This is a genomic window from Mycobacterium sp. Dal123C01 (genome assembly GCF_052566995.1).
Map to the genome: position 1 here is coordinate 5,301,850 of NZ_CP199580.1, position 20,043 is coordinate 5,321,892.

General features: G+C 63.4%; 8 protein-coding genes. 2 read left to right on the top strand and 6 right to left on the bottom strand.

The features are described 5' to 3' along the window. Positions 1-29: 29 nt before the first annotated feature. The 3 genes from ACTXG5_RS24800 to ACTXG5_RS24810 all read right to left on the bottom strand — a co-directional run bounded on the left by ACTXG5_RS24800 (position 30) and on the right by ACTXG5_RS24810 (position 4,097). On the bottom strand, positions 30-1,235 hold the full coding sequence (locus ACTXG5_RS24800; protein ID WP_445161306.1) for a MinD/ParA family ATP-binding protein: 1,206 nt from the start codon (positions 1,233-1,235) through the stop codon (positions 30-32). Positions 1,236-1,366: 131 nt separating this feature from the next. Then, positions 1,367-2,920 carry a GMC family oxidoreductase gene (locus tag ACTXG5_RS24805; RefSeq protein WP_445164580.1) on the bottom strand — a complete coding sequence of 518 codons (1,554 nt, stop codon included), beginning with the start codon at positions 2,918-2,920 and terminating at the stop codon, positions 1,367-1,369. A 196-nt stretch (positions 2,921-3,116) separates the two neighbouring features. Continuing rightward, positions 3,117-4,097, bottom strand: a complete 981-nt coding sequence (locus ACTXG5_RS24810) for an AraC-like ligand-binding domain-containing protein (protein ID WP_445161307.1) — start codon at positions 4,095-4,097, stop codon at positions 3,117-3,119. A gap of 858 nt (positions 4,098-4,955) precedes the next feature. On the opposite strand from ACTXG5_RS24810, the gene ACTXG5_RS24815 reads away from it, so the two are divergent. Beyond that, a complete protein-coding gene (locus ACTXG5_RS24815; protein ID WP_445161308.1) occupies positions 4,956-16,301 on the top strand; it encodes a WXG100-like domain-containing protein in 11,346 nt (3,781 codons plus the stop codon). 72 nt (positions 16,302-16,373) lie between these two features. On the opposite strand, the gene ACTXG5_RS24820 is transcribed toward ACTXG5_RS24815, so the two are convergent. Genes ACTXG5_RS24820 through gatC form a run of 3 tightly spaced genes read right to left on the bottom strand, consistent with a single transcriptional unit; the run spans position 16,374 to position 19,236 of the window. Beyond that, complete coding sequence (locus tag ACTXG5_RS24820) at positions 16,374-17,405, bottom strand: ATP-dependent 6-phosphofructokinase (RefSeq protein ID WP_445161309.1); 1,032 nt, start codon at positions 17,403-17,405, stop codon at positions 16,374-16,376. A gap of 47 nt (positions 17,406-17,452) precedes the next feature. Continuing rightward, positions 17,453-18,940, bottom strand: coding sequence for an Asp-tRNA(Asn)/Glu-tRNA(Gln) amidotransferase subunit GatA (gatA, locus tag ACTXG5_RS24825; RefSeq protein WP_445161310.1), 1,488 nt, complete (start codon positions 18,938-18,940; stop codon positions 17,453-17,455). Beyond that, positions 18,937-19,236: an Asp-tRNA(Asn)/Glu-tRNA(Gln) amidotransferase subunit GatC gene (gene gatC, locus ACTXG5_RS24830; protein WP_445161311.1), complete on the bottom strand. Its 300-nt coding sequence runs from the start codon at positions 19,234-19,236 to the stop codon at positions 18,937-18,939. Before gatC ends, gatA begins: the two co-directional genes overlap by 4 nt. Positions 19,237-19,378: 142 nt before the next feature. Here gatC and ACTXG5_RS24835 point away from each other — a divergent pair, with 142 nt between their 5' ends. Then, positions 19,379-20,038 carry an amino acid-binding protein gene (locus tag ACTXG5_RS24835; protein ID WP_445161312.1) on the top strand — a complete coding sequence of 220 codons (660 nt, stop codon included), beginning with the start codon at positions 19,379-19,381 and terminating at the stop codon, positions 20,036-20,038. Positions 20,039-20,043: the final 5 nt, after the last annotated feature.

Below are 20,043 nucleotides of genomic sequence, written 5' to 3' on the forward strand. Positions count from 1 at the left end.
GCGCAGGGCCGGGCACAATCGGCCGGCGATCAGGACGGGCGGGGCTCCCGCCACGACCGTGACGGGCCGTCCTGTCCCGCGGGCCTGCCGGCGGCCACGTCGCCCAGCATGGCCGCCAACCGCAGGTAGCTGCGCCGGCTTTCCTTACTCAACCGGTCCAGCCCGAGCTCTGTGCCCTCATGCACATGCCGATCGAACGGCAGCACCACGGTGGCGGCGACGCGAGCAGACAGTGACTCGAACTCTTTGGTGACCACACCGTCCAGCTTGGCCGGCTCGGTGTAGTTCATGGCAAGTACGGTCGACTTCAGCAGTCTCCGATATCCGTTGTTGGACAACCACTCCAGCGTTGTCCGGGTCTTTCGTACCGAGTCGATGGAGGTGCCGCTGACCACCACGAGGGCTCGAGCCTCGGGCAGAACAGCGTCCATCACGCTGGAGTTGATTGCCTTGACACAATCCACCAGCACCACCGAATAGTGTTTCCGCAGTATCGAAAATGCCTTGGCGATGTCCTGGCGCTCCAGCCGCCAGTGGGCGCGGCCATAGTCCGGCAGTCCGAGCACTTCCAGGCCGAAGCTGTTCAGGTAGGTATGCGCGCGCACCTCGGCGTACTGGGTCACCGAATCGCGCGCGAGGAGGTCCGCCAGGTTCAGCGGGTTCCGGCGGCCGTGCCGCTCCGTCAGATCGCCGGCGTCGATATCGACGGCGATGACCCGGTCGTCGCGCACTTCGGCGAAGGTCGAGCCGAGCGCCTCGACCACCGCGGTCTTGCCGACACCGCCTTTGAAGTTGAGCACGGCGATCGGAAATGCGCCGCCGATGACGGTGCCGATGCGCTGTCGCAGTGCTTGTTCGTATTCGGCGTCTTTACCCGGACCGAGATCGATTCCGGTCACCCGATGGATCACCTCGCGCCAGCTGAACCTGGTCGACTCCGCGCTGGCCCGATAATCCAGGCCGTCGAGCGCGGTCCCGCCCGGGCTGACGTCACGGCGAAACGCGGACCGCCGTACCTGCACCAGGCGGGCCGGCGTCGGCGGCCCTGCCGACCTGGACGGCCGCCGGCGTGCTGGCCCGGGCGGGCGGTAGCGCGGCTCCGGCACCGTGGCCGCGGCCGGGTCGGCGTCGGCGCGCCAACTCGGCACCGAGGGTGCGGGCTCGGCCGAGCCCGCCGGATGCGCCGGAGCAGCAGACAATGCATTGACTCCGCGAACCCCCTCGCGGTTGCTCATACCCGAGGGGGTAACCATTTCGACCTGGCCGTTAAACCAGATAAATGCACCCATCGAGGGGAGCTGGCCGATCGGGCGGCAAATTCAGCTGGGTGTCAGGGCCGTGCCGCCGGTTGTTTGCCCACCGCGGGCTAGAGCCGGTGCGCTTTCTTCAGGATCTGTGCGGCACGTTCCCCGATGACCACGCACGGCGCCATCGTGTTGGTAGCGGTGATCTGCGGCATGATCGAGCCGTCTGCCACCCGCAGGTTCTCGATGCCGTGCACCTTGAGATCGCCGTCGACCACCGACATCGTGTCGCGGCCCATCTTGGCGGTACCGACCTGGTGAAAGAAGGTGGTTGCCGCGTCTCGTACGAACTCTTCCAGTTCTGCTCCCCTGAGGTTCCCGGGCATAACTTCGCGTTTCACGTACGGCCGTAGCGGTGCGCTGTTGGCGATTTCGCGGCACCACTGCACGCAGGCGATCGCTTTTTGGACATCATCGGGATGTGCCAAGGTGTTGGCCTCGATGCGCACCGGATCGGTGGGGTCGGGGCCGCCGAGCAGTATCCGGCCCCGGCTCTTCGGGTGGGTAAGAGCAGCGTGGAAAGTCCAGCCGGCGGCGGGAAGCCCGAACCGGGCCGCGGTCTCATCGGTGGCATAAGGCACTTCCACTTGCCAAGCGAAGACGTCAGGGTGGGCCAGCCCGGACTCAGTCTCCCCGAGCACGACGACTTCGCACGCGTTGTTCCGCGGTGGCTGCGGGTCGCGGTATTCCCACATGCAGTCGAAGGCCACGTGATCCTGAAGGTTGCGACCCACCCCGGGCAGGTGTTGACGTAGGGGAACCCCCACTCGGCTTAGCTCGTCTTGATCTCCTATGCCGGACAGCATCAGCACCTTGGGCGTGTTGTTCGCGCCCAGGGACAAGACGACTTCCGCGCCGGCATCGACGCGGCGGCTCGCTCCTTGATAACGAATTTCCACGCCGACGGCTTTGCCGCCTTCGACAACGATCCGCTGCACGAGCGCATGGGTGAGGACGGTGAGGTTGGGCCGATCCATCAACGGGAAAGTGTAGGAGCGAAATACGGACTCCCGCTGCCCATTTCGTATACGAAGATCTCCGAGCGCCGCGCCCGCAGTGCCCTCCATCATCCGCCCGTTGGCGGACGGATACACCGCTGTGCCGGTAGCCTTCGCGGCGTCCAACGTCGCCAGGGCAAGCGGATGGGGATCCGGTGCGGGCTGGACGAAAACCGGCCCGCCGAGTCCGCGGTACGCCGGATCCGGGGTGCCCTGCCAATCTTCGATGTCGCGGTAGATGTCGAGGACGGACTCGTAGTTCCACGCCGGATCGCCCGCTTCGGTGGCGAAATGGTTCCAGTCGTCGCGGTGACCTCGAATCCAGGCCATCACGTTGATGCTCGAGCTGCCGCCGAGCACCTTGCCCGTCGAGTACATGATCGAGCGGTTGTTGATGTCGGGGTTCGGTTCGCTCCGATAGCCCCAGTCGCGTTCGGAACCGAGGTTGGCGGGCCATTGACCCGGGGCGACGACATCGGCGACGTTGTCGTCGCCGCCGGCCTCGACCAGCAGGACGTCGGCAGCTGGGTTCTCGGCCAGCCTGCGCGCGACGACCGAACCCGATGAACCCGAACCACACACGATGAAGTCGTACCGTGGCTTCAGTGCCGCGGTCAGCCTGGCCTGATTAGCCGCTACCCGCTCCGCGAGGGCTTTGTCTACGTTGAACCCACGGTCGGCCGCGAATTCGAGGGCCGTGTCTGGCATCTGGCCTCCGTTACGTGGGCAGTCGCCCATCAGCACCCACTATCGTCCCGGCCACAACGCACGTCTTGCGCGCACGCGACACACCATTGCGCGACTGCGCCGCGCCTCAGGTCAAAGCCCAGAGGCGATACTCCCGCGGCGACAGGCCGTGTGCCGCCTTGAACAGCCGGGAGAAATGCGCGGCATTGACCAGACCCCACCGTGCGCCAATCTCGCTCACCGGTATCGCGGCCAATTCGGCGTTCGCAAGGTCCTTGCGGCAGTGCTCAATCCTGCGGCTCCTGATCCAGTCGGTGACGGTACGACCGTCGCTCTCGAACAACCGTTGCAGCTGGCGAATCGAAATATGCTGCGCCGCCGCGACTGCCATGCCATCCAGGCCGGGGTCACCGAGGTTTTGTTCGATGAAAGCAAATGTTCGCAGCATCAAGTCGGATTGGACTCGGCTGCGACCCTCAGGGCGGTCACACGCCAACTGCTCGCACAACGCCGCCTCCAGCATGTCGAACACCGCATCGGCCAAACGGATGTTGGCCGGCCGCGCTTCTTTGGTTGTTTGGCGTCCGAGTTCAACGAGGAATGGAGCCAGCAGCGCGCCCATTCCCTCTCGACCGTTGAAGCGGCGAGCCGTGAGCCGAGAGAGTTTCGCCGGCGGAATACGCACTAGTTGTCGAGGAAGAATCGCGCTGCACATCTCGAATTTTCCGCTCACCGCGAAGTCGAACGGTCGCGCCGTGTCGTACACGACGTATTCCCCGGGCGACAGGTTTGCCTCACGGCCGTCTTGCCGGATCACGCAGCGCCCCCCGATGTGCACGGCGACCTTCACATACTCGGGGCTGTGGTGCGCTATCAGCCGAGGTGCGTTCCGCAACAGCTGCCGAGGCGTTCGGCGCATCACGATGTCACCGTCGAATTGCATCCGGTTCATCCGCACCGTGCCGAGATTTGACGTACGCAGGTTTGCCCGCAGCGAGTCGGTGTCGGCGACCGACAGCGCCACCGGAACGAACGTGTCGTCGGTGAGGCGTTGAAACGCCTCGAAGCGCTCCGCCCCGCTTCGCCGCACGGATTTGCTATCGGTCATAACCGTTCACAACGTCTTCGGCGCGGAATTTGTTCACCGGTGTTAGCCGAAGAACGCGGCGCCTCGTGGTGGCGGGCGTCTTGACCGGCGTCGGGGTGGTTCCGCAGCGACTGGCGCCGGCGACCACGACAGGTGTTGTGCACAGTTGGCTTTGGCGTTGCATCCCCAGGCGTGGCTTGCTGGGCGGCCAAATCAGGTCAGCAACCCAGAATCGATTGGGCGCCAGTGATCCAAAGCGGCGCTGCACAGATCGGCCGGGCGAGACACCGCCGGCGATGGCAAGCGCCGACCGAGCCTAGTGCGCGCCTGGTTACCGGCTGTTTACGTCGGCGTGACGTAGGCCGGTCTCGGCGTGGTTAGCGTTATCCCCGGGGTTGCCTTACCACTTGGACGTCGGGGCGGGATCATCGTACAGCGGTGGCAGTCATTCCCGGATGCGGGTCGCCGCTGGCATCGATGTGGTTGCGGGTGAGTCGATCTCGACGCCAGGATGGGCCAATTCACTAGCTGAGCAGCATCGACGCGGACGTACGGTGGCCGTCCCCAGAAGAAGGATTGGCGCTTGCGCGCATCCGACGGTGAGGAGATATCTGGTGGACCGTGAACTCAGCGCTAATCTCCAGGATCGGTCTGCTGCGCGTGATCAGCTTGGGGGGACGACGCGGTCGGTACTCGTTTGCCAACGGACCCAGCGGTTTACCTCATGCAGCGGGACTGGATATTTGGCGTGATAGCTAACAACGCTGATCTATTTGATGGTTACTCGGCGTCGATTATCGACTCGGCGAAAATGTTGAACGACAGCATAACTCGTAAGCAGCTTCCTGGCTGGAAACTGAGGCGTCCGCGGAGGCCTTCATGACCATTCCGTTCCCGCCAGACTTGCAGTGGGTTGCTTATTTGGCGGGCTCGGCGTGGCCGAAGGGCGATGAGACCGCGATGTTCAACATGGGCGATGACTGGAACGCTGCGGCCCAACAACTCGAGGCCCTGATCCCCAGCCTTAAGCAGGTGTCTTCGAAAATATTGTCAGCGTTATCTGGTGCCACTGGTGATGCGGTCGCCGCACAGTTCCAGATGCTGCTCTCCGGTGACAATTCGATCCAGAGTCTGGTGACCGCTATGTCGACACTGGGCTCTCTGTGTCGAAATACCGGCACCCAGATCGAATACACCAAGCTGCAGATACTGAGCACGCTGGCGATCGCGGCGGTCGAGATTGCGTATCTACTGGCCATGGCCGACTGGACGCTCGGGCTATCGCTTTTGCAGATTCCGATGGTTGAGGGCATCACCATGGCTGCGATACGCACGATGGTGTCGCAATTAATGCGGCGGATTGTCACCGCTGTGGCCGAGGCGATGACCAAGACCGCGGTCAAGATGTTCATCAAAGACCAGGTGCCTAAGTTGCTCGCTGCTGGTGTGCGCGAAGCGGTGCAAGAAACGGTCATCTCCGAGGTTCAAGAGTTCGCGATCGAGGGCTATCAATGGGCGGCGGGGCATCGTGATGGCTTTGACTTCAAGCAACTAGTCGACGCCGGCGGCGGCGCCGCCCTGGGTGGTTTCACCGCCTCTTTGCTGCACGGGCCATTGACGCATGCTCTGGGTGAATCGACAACCATCGCAGGCAAAGTCGTCAATGGTGCGATCACCCACTACGGGCTGGGTTTTGTCGGCAACGTCGTGGGATCAGCGGCGACCGGAGGTCTGGACACCGTATCGCTGTTCTTGGGCCCGGCCACCGGCGGCATTCACGGCGCGCTGCATGGCGTGGCACACGGCGGCATTCACGGCGGTACCGGGGAGCCCCACGTGGGCACTGTGAAACCGGTTGACCCTGGTGTGGATGGCGATTCGGGGACTCCCAACGTGGATTGGGCGAAGATGGTCAAGCCCGATCTCGGCAGCGATGGGGATAGCGATACCCAAACTCTCGTTGGCGATGACGGAAAGGGATTCACCGACGACCCACACGAGGAGGGCTGGGGCAGCGACACGGCAACCCTCAACGGTGACCCGCGCGGCAACCAGAACATCCGGGGATCGGATGAGGGCACGAGCAGCGGGTCGCACCCACCGTCGTCACCGATGAGCAGCTCCGGCGAGGGTACTTCTACTGGTAGCCAGAAGACCGGCGCCCTCGGCCTGGAATCCGACCTCGCGAATTCACCCGAAGGTGCCGGCAGCAACGGATCTCCGACCCAGGGTGCTACCGGGTCCAGCATCTCGGGATTGGGGCCAACCTCCGGTTCGACCGCTGCGCCAACGATCAACAATGCGTCAGGGTCGCACGGCGATGCCGAATCGACTGCGCCAGCCGTCCAACAACGCCCGAATTCGGTGGCGCCCGCACACGGTGTTTCCCAGGCTGGTTCGCCGAACTCATCCCTGTTGAATCCGCCTGGAACTGGCGCGCGCGCAACCGCCACGGGACAACCGAACGAGACGCTAAATTCAACGCCGCCTGCGCGGACATCGTTAGCGGGCTCGCCGTCAGCCTCAAAGATCGACGCCACAGCCGGTACGCCCGCCGCGCGCAGCGCACCTACCGCTGTACTCAAGGCCGGGGATGCCCCAAAATCAAACGATCTCCGCCACCCAGCGCCGGGGGCCCTACAGCCGGTCCGTTTGCAGCCATCACCGGGCTTAGAGACGAATGGGGGCGATCGCTCTTCGGAGACCGAAGGCGCTGTTCCGGGTTTGTCGGGTGATGACATCGGGCAGGCGGTGCCGAAAACGGTTGATCAACAAGATCTTTCGCAAGGTTCTTCGTTGCCGGGGGTCGAGGCAAGGCACTACAACGATGGCGATGGGCGTCAAAGCGAACGTGTCAGCGCATTTGAGGACGAGGAGTTGAGTTCCCGACGCCGACGCGATGTGGCCGGTGATGAGTCGTGGCGGCATAGTTCGGTGTCGTCGGCGACGTGGTTTGATCCTCGTGATCCGGTGTTGGTGGAGGCGTGGTGGTCGCGTCGTGACGGCGCGCATGTAGCGACGGTGGATACCGAGATTGCCGATGTGTTGTCACACAGCACGCCGGCCAAGCCGGTGTCGATCGTCGGTTTGGTCCGGTATGACTTACGGCGTATTGAGGTCGCCCCGGGTCGGTTTGTGCAGGACTACACCGTCAAGATTCATCTCGGTCCCGCCGGTCGTGGTGATGGCGGTGTGGTTGCGACCACCGTTGGTGAGCTCAAAGATCGGGCGATCGTGGGCGTGGAGAAGATGCTCAACCAGGGGTATCGGCTGCCCACCGGGGACCAATTCCACGTCAGTGTCGAGTTCACTGACAATGCCGCTGACGCGCACACCGTGATCAAGGTGGTCGGTGAGGGCGACACCGATCAAACGCATTGGCGTGCCGATGCCAGTGGCGCGGTGTTGGCGCATGAGATTCTGCACTATTTGGGCGTTCCTGACGAGCACCGCGACCCCGAACGGGTGTTGCTTCGTTCTGATCGCAACGCCGGGGTGCACCGTCACGACGGTGGGGTGATGGGCGCCGGCGTGTGGGGTCACGATCCGCGTGTGATGCCGCGGCATCTGTGGTTGGTGGAGCGCACCGCGCGCAGTCAGGTCGCCGTCACTGACACGCTGGTGCAAGGCACCGGGGGGACCCACCATGTCCGGCAAAGCAGCGATGACACCGCGGCGAGACCCATGAATGCCACACGGCCAGCGCCTAAACATCCCCGTGGGGGCGCGTCTGGCAGTGGTGATCGGCGTCGGCGTCCCGTCGCGGGCGCCTCGAGGAGTCAACACAGCCCGCCTGATAGCCAAGCCGCTGCCGCTGATGTCGAAATGGTCGACGTCAACGATCACCAGGAGAGCAGTTCGGAGCGACCCGAATTAACGGTCGGGCCCCAGGAATTGCGTGTGCCCCCTGACGGTTGGTGTTTGCTGTATTCGGTGGTGGCCAGCACCCCGCCGCACTGGTGGCCCGCCAGGTTGTATCAAGGCTGGGCCAACAGCGCCCACGATGCCCACCAACAAGTCATCGACCAACTTCATGACTTTCAGCGGGGGCCCGGGCGGGTCGCCCCGACCTCGCCGTTGAGACGCGCCGCGCGCGCACTGCATGCGATGGTGGTGGACTGGGTAACAACCCACGGACACGAGGCTGTGCCTGCCGAGGCGATACAGCCGTTCCGCAGCACCGAATCCCAGGAGCAAGCACGGTTTCACCGGGTGTTCGGTGAAAACGTGCCGACGTTGCGCGCTCAACTCCACGCACTCGGGGTTAACGAGGTGCGATCGGGCGATTGGCTGGATTGGGAAGATTTACGTTCCTACTACATCGAGGAACGCGCCCGCGAAATCTCTGCCGAACTGGGCCTTGACGCCGAAACTGCCCGGTACAACGCGCAATTGGCGGTCCATCTGATAGTACAGACGGTAAGTGGGCAACAAAGGGCCAGGTTGGCCGATGACGCCCTCTCGGTTCGAGATCAGTACGAGTATCTTCGGCAGCGTCAAGCGCTGCCGTCGATCGATGATCTCGACGAGGACGGCGTGCGCCAAGCGGTGATGGATGCCGAACGCCATCAACCCCTGACCATCAGGGAGTTCAACCGGCTATCTCGAGCACTGGAACGCTGGCAACCGGAGACCGCTGGCTGGAACACCGCCGAGGGTGAGATGTTTCCCGCCCTGGTGGCTCACACCCTGGGCGTGCAACTGCACAACCCCGGCTACCACATGGATCACATCGGCCCGCCAGGCCGCCCAATCCACCTGTACTACAACGGCTTCGACCACTGGAACGCAAGCCAACCAACCCACCACACCGCCCCAACAACGACCCACGCCGCATCAGACTCCTCCGAACTCAGCGAGCCACCTTCCGACTCCTCGGAACTCAGCGAGCCTGCGTCCTCACGCAATAGCGACGACGACGCCTACCAGCCTGCGACCACGTCACCGTCAATAGGGGGTCGCGTTAAACGCACTGCACCCGCCGCCAGGTCGTCTAAACACAGCCGAGACGACCAACCCTCCCCCACCGAGCCGCCGAGTAAACGACCCAAAACGGGGAGCGCTGTCGACACGTCATCCTCAGTACTTCGCGCGGAGGATGCCAACGTCGTCAGTGCGCAGCGCGTCTGGTTTTTACTTGACGCGCTGTCGACGGCGAGAGCGAGTTCGAGCAGCGTGACCGCAAACGAGATTGCTGAGCGCCACGGAGGTTTGGGCACCGAGGCGGTGACATCGGCTGATTGGCTGAGGCGACGCGAGTGGCCTCACCGTGGGTTGACCGGTCGATTGAGTCGTATGCCGGACTATCCACAGTATCGGGACCGTATTCAGCAATTGGTCCGGGAGCTTGGGATATATGACGGGGTGCTTCCTGAACCGGTCGTCACTTTCGGCGCCAAGCATCTGCTCGATGCGCTGAACGCGCTGATCGAGTTTCGTGGCACACCGTCTTCATCGAAGGTTTACTCGGGCGCGGGAAATGTTATGGCTGAAAAAGCGGGCATTCACCGGGGTGCGATTGAGAGGTGGATTAAGACGGACGGGACATTGAAAGTCGCGCCACAGCGTCTGAATAGCCTGTCAGAATTTGGTAGGTACCGTGACGATTTAAAGAACGCTTTCGAGCAGCTGGGGCACGATGAGACGGCACGACAACTACCCGAGCCGGGCGCACGGATCTTCCACAATAAGATGACTGCCGATGACCTGTTGAACGCGTTGGAGAAGTTGGTCGAAGACCCGGGGAAGTCGCTGGGGCAACTCGCTAGGGATGTCGGGAAAACGCCCGATACGTTAAGTCAGTATCTTGATACCACCAAGGGAACATTACGCAAGACCCAGCACGACCTTCAAAAACTACCCGGGTACGCTGCTCAGCGCACTTCCATCAATGCATCGTTGGCCAGAGCGCAAAAGCGCATACAAGAAATGCAGGCGTCGCTCCGCGGCTCCCAGGCAGACGAGCTCCACAGTCGAAGTGCACAAAGCGTATTGCAATTACTGAGCGAGTTTGAGTCGGCGAAAAAGCAGTCGAGCAGTGTCACGGCGGTCGCTATTGCTCGGCGACACGGGGAATCGGTTGATACGCGCGGTGGGATCGCAGACTGGTTGCGAGCGTCTAGTTGGAGGTCGGGTGGGATAAATGCGCCTCATCGTCTCAGACGTTTGCCGGATTACCCACAGTACCGTGAACGTATTCAAGCCGTGGCCCAACGTCTCAACTTTCTCAGTGGTAACCTGCCCGATCCGGTCACCCCTTTCGGTGCCTCACATCTACTGGCCGCGCTGCGAGCGCTGCAAGATTTCAGAAGTGACGTGAAGCTGCAGGCAGAGATTGGGGAGAAAGAAAGGGCGGAGTACCCCAGGTATCGATACCCTGTCGGTGCATTACTGGCTAAAAAGGCAGACGTGAATTTGACCACGTTGGAGAGCTGGATCAGAACCGATGGGTCGCTCACTGGGGCCCCGCAGCGGCTGCGGACGCTGTCGGACTACGCCGATTACCGTGACCAGTTGCGCGACGCTTTCGCGGAACTCGGTCTCAGCCTGACAGCGAGTCAACTGCCCGAGGTCGATGGCAAGACCGCACACAGGGTGACGGGCGATGACGTGGCTGATGCGTTGGCGAAACTGGCCGACGACCCCACCAAACCGCTACGACAAGTCGCCGCCGAACTCGATGTTTCGCCGGACACGCTGAACACCTACATCGCTCCCGGCACCGGCGGACTGCGCAAGGCAGAGGCGGACATGCAAAAATTGCCGGGGTATTCCGCCCGCCGCCGCTCCATTCAGGCCTCACTCGATAGATTGCGGGAATACGGGCAAGCGATGGTTGCCGAAGATTTCCTGACCACGATGCGCCAAGGCCGCGATCAGGTCGCGGATGCCATCGACCGGATGCGACGCGACTCGACGCTGACGCCGCACGACGCCGCAGTCGCCGCTGGCGCGCCCAGGCAGGCTTTCGCGCTTGCGGTCAACCGTGGCCCCACCGTCCGTGACCAGCACGACGTCGAATATCGATTGCGGAACGTCACTCCCGAACTGAGGCGGGGGCTCGACCGAATCTTCGAGCAACTGACCACCCTTGCCAGGGGCGAGTCGATCGCTCACACCATGGGCATGAACCAGGTGACGCTCACCAGGCAGGCGATGTTCGGCGGTAGGAGGGGATCAGGGTTCAAAGCACCGTCCCGGATTTTCATCGTCGATCATCCTGAATTTAATGGCAGAGAAAATCACAGCGTGCTCAAGCGTCTGTATGCGTCGAACCCGGCTTTCATGCGAGGGCCGCGATCGTACCAGGACGACCGACCCCGGCAATTGCTGCGCTGGATTTCCAGCGTCTTGAAAGAGCACGTAGAAAAAGCGGGAGAGGTACAGGCCTACTTCGACGCCGACACTGAAACGATCTACGTCTCGGCAAATACCGTCAGAGCCAACCACGAACTTCGTCGTCTTCTCGAGAGGGGGGGAGATGGTTTACAACGTTTGTTGGATCGTCGCCAACTTCAGGATCGAGAATTTGAGGGTCGCATCAGCAGGGAGACACGCCACTGGAACAAACTTAAAAGCACTTTATCTGAATCGGGCGCGGACGTCTTCGACGATGATCTTTTTAATCGAGTCCGCTCCGCGATTCACCAGGGCAGATTTGTGGTTCCGGTCGAGCATTTCTGGCGAGGCCCCAATAGGGAAGTGGATCTGCATGGCGAACGACGCATTAGCAGGGCGTTAGCCGACGCAGGCCGCAGTCGCATGGATCTGAGCCTGCTCGCGGGGACCATGAGGGCCTGTGGGTATTGCGGCGACGCTCTGGGACTCAACGACGCGGACCCGCGTGGCCCTTTCTGGCAGTCAGAATCGGCGCGCTATGGCCTCGACGACGAGGGGATCCTCACCCACAACACGCAGAAATCCATCGGCACCTACGTCACCCGGTTGCGAGACGGCAAGGTTACCGCCAATTACAACACCGACAGCGCCTCATCCTCAGATGAAGCAACCGGGTCGCATGGCCAACTCGTCGGCAACCAGATGACGGCCGATATCCTGGCCGACGTGCTGCAGAAGCTGGCGCAGCACCCAGGCGCGCTGGGCCAGATTGGTCGCGAACTCGGGCTTGACCCTGGGACCCTGGGCGACTGGATCGACCCTGAATCCGCGGGACTCGCAGCCACAACAGAAGAGTTGTTGCCGACGTTGCGCAACTATGCCACACGGCGGGGGGACATCGAGGCCGCACTGACTGCGCTGGGCCGTCACGAGCAGGCCGAAAGCCTGCCGTTGCCAGTGATCACCGCGCCGGAATTTCTTCGGACGCTGCGAGATCACCGCGCTGAGGTTTCCGAGGCAATTGAGCGTATGCGACGCGACGCCACTATATCGGCACGCTCTGCTGCGCAGGCGGCGAACATGCCGTGGGAGGCGTTCGCGATGGCAGTCGACCGTGGCCCGACAATTCGCGACTTTTCGAGTCTTCAGAGCACACTGTCAGATGTTGAACCGTGGCTGCGAGACGGTATCGAAGACATGCTTGACCGCCTCAATCGCCTAGCCGACGGGGTGAAAATCGACGATAGCGGCATGACCGTGGTGCGGGTTCGACGTCAATTGACCAGCCGGTCGTTCATCGTGGACAATCCAGGATCCGAATCGCACGGAAACGTTAATAATTCAAGTGCGAGACGGCTGTTCGAGCAGAATCCCGATTCGGTCAGGCCCCCACGATCCTACGAATCCGACCGGCCGGTGCAACTCCTGAGGTGGATTTCCTCTGTCTTGCTGGCCACACGCCGGAGTGGCCAGGAAGTGCAAGCCTATTTCGACCGGGCACGTCAAACGGTGTACGTGTCGTCGAATTCCCTCGAAGACAACCGGGAAATAATGCGGGCGCTCCGCGACGGTTCTGGTCTGCGAGGCCTGGCCGATTCGTTATCGAGGGCGGGTCATGACGCGCGCGCGACTCGCCACGCGCTCAAACTAAGAAATGCGCTGTCGGAAGGAGCGCCAACAAATCAGGATGAACTGGTAGACGAGATCTTGACGGCGATCAGGTCGAACCGTTTTGCGATCCCTGAAGATCGCGTCCTCGGCGCGGGTTTTAGCGAAGTGGGCCTTCATGCCGAACGCCGAATCAAACGCTTGGTCGAAAGCCACGAGCGCGGGCCTTTGGACTTGGGCCTTCTCGCGGGCACCAAGCGAGTCTGCGGACAATGTGCCGCCGCCCTCGGATTCGAGCCCGCCAGACGACGCGGGCCGTTCTGGCTGACGAAAAACGCCGGCTTCGAGCTTGACAGTGACGGGATCGCCGAGAACAACCGCAGGCAACGTATCGGCAGTTACGTCTCCAAGACGCGCGACGGCAAGCTCACCACCGACTACAACACCGACAGCAACTCCGAGGCCCCATCCACCAGCACCGAGTCCGACGCGGGCACCGAATTCGACGCGGACACCGAGTTCGACCCTGACTACGAGTCCGATCCGGACACACATTCCGATACGAGCTCGGTCACTTCTGATTTCGAGCCGTCACGAACCCGGCCTGTTCCGCGAAGGGCCGCGTGGTCCGCGCCACAGGATGCAGCCGACCGGCCTTCGGGGCACGGCGCGTCCACCCAATCGTCGTTGTCTCGATCAGCGCCCGCGCCCGACAACACCCAAGTGACAGCTTCGCACCACATTGCCCCAGCGGCGCCCCACCCGGCATCGGACTCCTCGGAGCTCAGCGACGCCATGTCCGTCGACGACATCGCAGACGCCGATTACACCCCGCCGGTTGCACGGCTGTCTTCGCACACTCCAGCCGTGCTGCCAGTTACGCATCGAGCAGATGGCAAGAGGCTCACTACGGCGACGACCAAACGCGCCCGCACCGATGAGCAGTCGACACGAAACGGCGACTCGGTCAAGCGACCCAAAACGAGCGCTCTGCCAACCACGCCGTCGACGACAGCCGGTTCGTCGGGCAGAACTGACGCCACTGCAGACCAGGTCGTTGAGCTACTCACCGAATTACTCACAGAGCGAAACAAAGGAGTTCTCGGCCGCAGTTCAGGCCAAATCGCCAAGAGTCACGGCGGTAACAGCCGTAAATGGTTATTTGCTTCCAAATGGAATGACCGCGCCACCGGGCTGGACAGATCCGTCAGTCGAATGCCCGATTACTTGACGCATCGTGCGACCATTCAACAATTACTAGCTGATCTTGATTTTTATCATGGCCGTCTGCCTGAACCCCCCGCGGCCCAGCGCGTTCTCGGCGCTCAGGACGTACTCGCTGCGTTGCAATATCTGATTCGACGGCAACAAGAGCCAGAAAGTCAGCGCGGAGACTTCGGTCGAGACGTTGCGGAGTCGACAGGAATAAGTCGCACAACCGTACGGCGACACATAGCATCTCGCGATGGCGCGTGGTTGAAATCATTAGATCAGCTGAGGGCGTTGCCGGACTACGTCGAATACAGTGATCGACTCGCAGATGCCTGGGAACGCCTCGGACACAATACGTTTGCGAGGGCGATGCGTGACTCCCAAGAATCTCTTGGGACCGAATACGAAGATGCAGAACCGCACAGGGTGACAGTCGAACACGTGGCCTCCGCGCTTGCAGCCCTGGCCGTGGACAACCAAACTTCGATAAGCGAACTTGCCTCAAAACGGCACTTCGCCGACAAGGCATTCCTTCGAGTTGTTGCTCCAGCTTGGGGCGGTCTACGCGTTGAACCGGACTGGCTGGTCAGACAACCGACCTACCCTGCATATTGGGAGTCGATTCGAGACTCCTTGCACACCATGGGTCAACATGAGCAAGTCGATAGTCTGCCACCGCCATTCACCGCTGGTGATCTCGCGCACGTTCTCAGCGACCACGGCGGTGCGTTCGCCGACGCGATGACGCTCATGCGGGCTGACGTTGCGCTGACGCCGCGTGTCGCCGCGGAGGCGGTCGGCTTGCCGCCTGTGGTCGCGGCGGCGTTCGCGATCGTGGTCGGTCATGGCCCAACGGTTCAGGAACTGAGCAATATTGAGGCTCATCTCCGCGATCTGTGGCCGCGCCAGCGACACGAGGTGGCTACGGCATTGCAGGACTTGGCGGAACGTGCCCAAGGGCGCTGGCCTCGCGAAACAACGGCCGACAGCGTGACTGCGGCCGACCAGGATTCGGGTGGTCGCATGTCACTCCACGAGCGTCCAGCTCAAGGCTTTAGACGACCACCGCAGCGGTTCATCGTCGATCGCGAGTCGCCAGAGGATTATGTACAAGCTCCCCGAACGTACGAACATGACCGGCCGCGCCAGGTATTGCGGTGGCTAGCGACGGTTATCAAGCACAGGTTCGTCGATACTGGTGGCGATCACACGTTCGGCGACGTGCAAGCCTATTTTGACGAGCACGCCGATGTGATCTACCTATCGTCGAACACCGTCGGCGTGAATAAACAAATTGATGCTTTGCATCGCAATGGCGGTCTTGACCGTTTATTAGCCGACGGCCCAAACAGCGATCTGTCTTCTCGACAGGCCAGGCATTGGCACAATTTGGAACGTAAGCTTTCCGAAGCATCTGACGGCCAGGATGCAATCGTTGATCGGATCGTGGCAGCCATTAGGAATCAGAATTTTAGAGTTCCTCTCGCGGAATACCGAAGGCCCAACCCCACAGGTGGAAGGCCGCTCTTCGTCCATCTTCATGCCGAACGTCGCATTTTGCGAGCGTTGCCACGGGGTAGCCTGATCAACTTAGATCTACTTGCCGGAACAATGCGTGCATGCGGATTCTGCGCGGCCGATCTGGGATTCGAGAAGGAACGGCGACGGGGGCCATTCTGGATGTCGCAAAACGCTTCCTATGATTTAACACCTGAAGAAATCATCCAGGGGGACCTCGAAAATTCCATCGGAACCTACTCCACGCGCCTCCGAAATGGTGAGATTACCGTCGACTACAACACTGACAGCGCTGACAGTGATGCCGGTTTTGAGTCGGACCTAGACGAGCCCGATCTAGACCGCGCGGGGAGTGCGGAGAGCAGCTCTGAATTGAGTGAGATCGGGTCGTCGTCGGAGTGGTCGCAGATGGGTGCGGTCGGCCGGTCATCGGCCTCTCAGGCTCCCGTCGCCCTTTGCGTGGCTGTCGCTTCGTCGAGAACTGTTAGCGGGCAGAATGGTTCGCGTGTTGCCGCCGCGGGCACCGACGAGAACGATGCGCCGGAGTAGCGCTGACGAAGGCGTCGGCTGCGGGCGGTCCGAGCGCCGCGGCATTTGTTCACCGCACACACCGCGGGCGCCCTAACCGAAGAAGGCGGCGCCCTCGTCGTAGCGGTCGTCGGGCACCAGCTTGAGGTGGCGAGTCGCGTCGGCCAGGGACACCCGGCCGATGTCCTGCCCCTGCAGCGACACCATCTGGCCGTATTGGCCGGCATGCGCGGCGTCGGCGGCGTTGACCCCGAACCGGGTGGCCAGCACTCGGTCGTAGGCCGTCGGCGTACCGCCCCGCTGGACGTGGCCCAGCACGGTCACCCGAACTTCCTTGTTGATCCGCCTCTCCACCGCGATACCCAACTGCTGGGCGACGCCGGTGAAGCGCTCATGCCCGAACTCGTCAATCCCGCCCTCACGCAAGGGGATCGAGCCGGGGATCGGCTTGGCTCCCTCGGCCACCACGCAGATGAAGTGCGAGTCCCCGCGCTGGAAGCGGCGTTTGACGAGCCGGCACACGTCCTCGATGTCGAAGGGCTGCTCGGGAATCAGCGTCATGTGCGCACCGGAAGCCAGCCCGGCATTGAGCGCGATCCAGCCGGCGTGGCGGCCCATCACCTCCACCAGCATCACCCGCTGGTGGGATTCGGCGGTGCTGTGCAACCGGTCGATGGCGTCGGTGGCCACGGTCAGCGCGGTGTCGTGACCGAAAGTCACGTCGGTGCAGTCGATGTCGTTGTCGATCGTCTTGGGCACGCCGACCACGGGAACGTTCTCCTCCGACAGCCAGTTCGCGGCCGTCAGCGTGCCTTCACCGCCGATCGGGATGAGCACATCGATGCCGTTGTCGTCCAGGGTCTGCTTGATCTGGTCCAGCCCGGCCCGCAACTTGTCGGGGTGCACGCGGGCGGTGCCCAGCACCGTTCCACCCTTGACCAGCAGCCGGTCGTTGCGATCGTCGTTCTGCAGCTGTATGCGGCGATTCTCCAGCAACCCGCGCCACCCGTCCTGGAAGCCGACCACCGACGAGCCATACCGGGCGTCGCAGGTGCGCACCACTGCCCGGATGACGGCGTTGAGCCCAGGACAGTCGCCGCCTCCGGTGAGAATTCCGATCCGCATCCCTTTATCTTGCCCGTGCAGGCCGTCGCCGGGGCAAATTGGGCCCGCTAAACGGTCGGAGCCGCGGGCAGCGGTCCGCGCGCGGCCTCATAGGCGGCACCCACCCGATAAAGACGGTCGTCAGCCAGGGCGGGCGCCATGATCTGCAGCCCCACCGGTAGCTGGTCGTCGGGTGACAGCCCCGACGGCACCGACATCCCGCAATGGCCGGCCAGATTCAGCGGCAGCGTGCACAAGTCGAACAGGTACATGGCCAGCGGATCGTCAACCTTCTCGCCGAGTGGAAACGCTGTGGTGGGGGTCGCCGGCGAGATCAGAACGTCGACGGAGCGGTAGGCCTCGTCGAGATCGCGGGCGATCAGGGTGCGCACTTTCTGCGCCTGGTTGTAGTAGGCGTCGTAGTAGCCGGACGAGAGCGCATAGGTGCCAATCATGATGCGGCGCTTGACCTCTGGTCCGAAGCCCGCGGATCGCGTCAGTGCCATCACTTCCTCGGCGCTGTGGCTGCCGTCGTCACCGACCCGCAGCCCGAAGCGCATCGCATCAAAGCGCGCCAGGTTGCTCGACACCTCCGACGGCAGGATCAAGTAGTACGCGGCCAGCGCGTAATCGAAGTGCGGGCAATCGACTTCGCTCACCTCGGCACCCAGCTCGGTCAGCTGCTTGACCGCGGCCTCGAACGACGCCAGCACTCCCGGCTGGTAGCCCTCGCCGCGCAGTTGCCGGACCACGCCGACCCGCACGCCGCTCAGATCGCCGGCCGCGCCGGCCCTGGCCGCGCCGACCACGTCGGGCACCGCCGCCTCGATGGAGGTGGAGTCGAACGCGTCGTGCCCGGCGATCACCTGATGCAGCAGCGCGGTGTCCAGCACGGTGCGCGCACACGGACCACCCTGATCCAGCGACGACGCGCAAGCCACCAGCCCGTAGCGGGACACCGTGCCGTAGGTGGGCTTGACCCCGACCGTCGCGGTCAGCGCGGCCGGCTGGCGGATGGAGCCCCCGGTGTCGGTGCCGATGGCCAGCGGCGCCTGAAAGGCGGCCAGTGCCGCCGCGCTGCCCCCGCCGGAGCCGCCGGGCACCCGCGCGAGGTCCCACGGGTTACGGGTGGGGCCATAGGCCGAGTTCTCGGTCGAGGAGCCCATCGCGAACTCGTCCATGTTGGTCTTGCCCAGGATCGGGATGCCGGCGGCACGCAGCCGCGCGGTGACGGTGGCGTCGTACGGCGGACGCCAGCCCTCGAGGATCTTGGATCCGCAAGTGGTGGGCATGTCGATGGTGGTGAACACGTCTTTGAGCGCCAGTGGAACGCCGGCCAGGGCCGAGGGCAGCGGCTCCCCGGCCGCCACCGTCGCGTCGACGGCGGCTGCCGCCGACAGCGCCTCGTCGGCCGCGACGTGCAGAAACGCGCCGTAGCGGTCGTCGGTCGCCGCGATCTGGTCCAGGTAGGCCTGGGTGATCTCGACCGACGACAGCTCCTTGGCGGCGACCTTGGCGGCCAGCGTCGCGGCGTCGGATCGGATGATCTCGTTCATGCGCTGTCCCCGAGGATCTGCGGGACAGCGAAGCGGCCGTCCACGGCCTCGGGTGCGGCGGCCAGCGCCTGCTGCTGCGTCAGTGACGGCCTGGTCTCGTCCGGGCGAGTGACGTTGACGTCCTTGAGCGGGTTGTCGGTCGGTTCGACGCCGGTGACATCGACCGCCTGGATCTGGCTGACGTGGGTCAAGATGGCGTCGAGTTGGCCGGCGAAGCTGTCCAGCTCGGTATCGGTCAACGCCAACCGGGCCAGCTTGGCCAGGTGCGCTACCTCGTCGCGGGAGATCTGGGACACGAGCGAAAAGCCTATCCGGGCTCCGGTCGCGAACGTGCAGCCGGCCGCACGCTCGCCGCCCACCGTGAAGCTGGTTTCACGCTCGTTGGCAACCCCGCCCTGCGGAAATGCCGTGCGCGCGGCTCTGTGCAAAAGTGGGCGCGTGCCGTCGTATCTGTTGCGCATCGAGCTCGTCGATCGCCCGGGAAGCCTGGGCGCGCTGGCGGTCGCGCTCGGTTCGGTGGGTGCCGACATCCTGTCGCTCGACGTGGTGGACCGCAGTGCGGGTTATGCAACCGATGACCTGGTCATCGAACTGCCTGTGGGGGCGATGCCCGACACGCTGATCACCGCGGCCGAGTCGCTGAACGGTGTGCGGGTGGACAGCGTCCGCCCACACACCGGCCTGCTGGACGCCCACCGCGAGCTGGAACTTCTCGACCACATCGCCGCGGCGCCCCGCGACAAGGCGTCGCGGCTGCAGGTGCTGGCCGACGAAGCGCCCCTGGTGCTGCGGGTGAGCTGGTGCACGGTGTTGCACGATTCCGACGGGGAGCTGCAGCGCCTGGCCGCCAGCCCGGGCGCGCCGGAAACCCGCGCGGTGTCGGCCCCGTGGCTGCCGCTCGAGGAGGCCGCGATGCTGGACGGTACCGCCGACTGGGTGCCGCAGGCCTGGCGCGATATGGACATCACGATGGTCGCCGCGCCGTTGGGCGATCCGCACACGGCGGTGGTGCTGGGCCGTCCGGGTCCGGAATTCCGGCCTTCGGAGGTGGCCCGCCTGGGCTACCTGGCCGGGATCGTGGCCACGATGCTGCGCTGAGCCGA

What these genes read in the sequence shown, in the direction of transcription:
- ACTXG5_RS24815 (WP_445161308.1), top strand. Translation starts at nt 4,956, where the DNA reads ATGACCATTCCGTTCCCGCCAGACTTGCAGTGGGTTGCTTATTTGGCG.
- ACTXG5_RS24810 (WP_445161307.1), bottom strand. Translation starts at nt 4,097, where the DNA reads ATGACCGATAGCAAATCCGTGCGGCGAAGCGGGGCGGAGCGCTTCGAG.
- ACTXG5_RS24820 (WP_445161309.1), bottom strand. Translation starts at nt 17,405, where the DNA reads ATGCGGATCGGAATTCTCACCGGAGGCGGCGACTGTCCTGGGCTCAAC.
- gatA (WP_445161310.1), bottom strand. Translation starts at nt 18,940, where the DNA reads ATGAACGAGATCATCCGATCCGACGCCGCGACGCTGGCCGCCAAGGTC.
- ACTXG5_RS24800 (WP_445161306.1), bottom strand. Translation starts at nt 1,235, where the DNA reads ATGAGCAACCGCGAGGGGGTTCGCGGAGTCAATGCATTGTCTGCTGCT.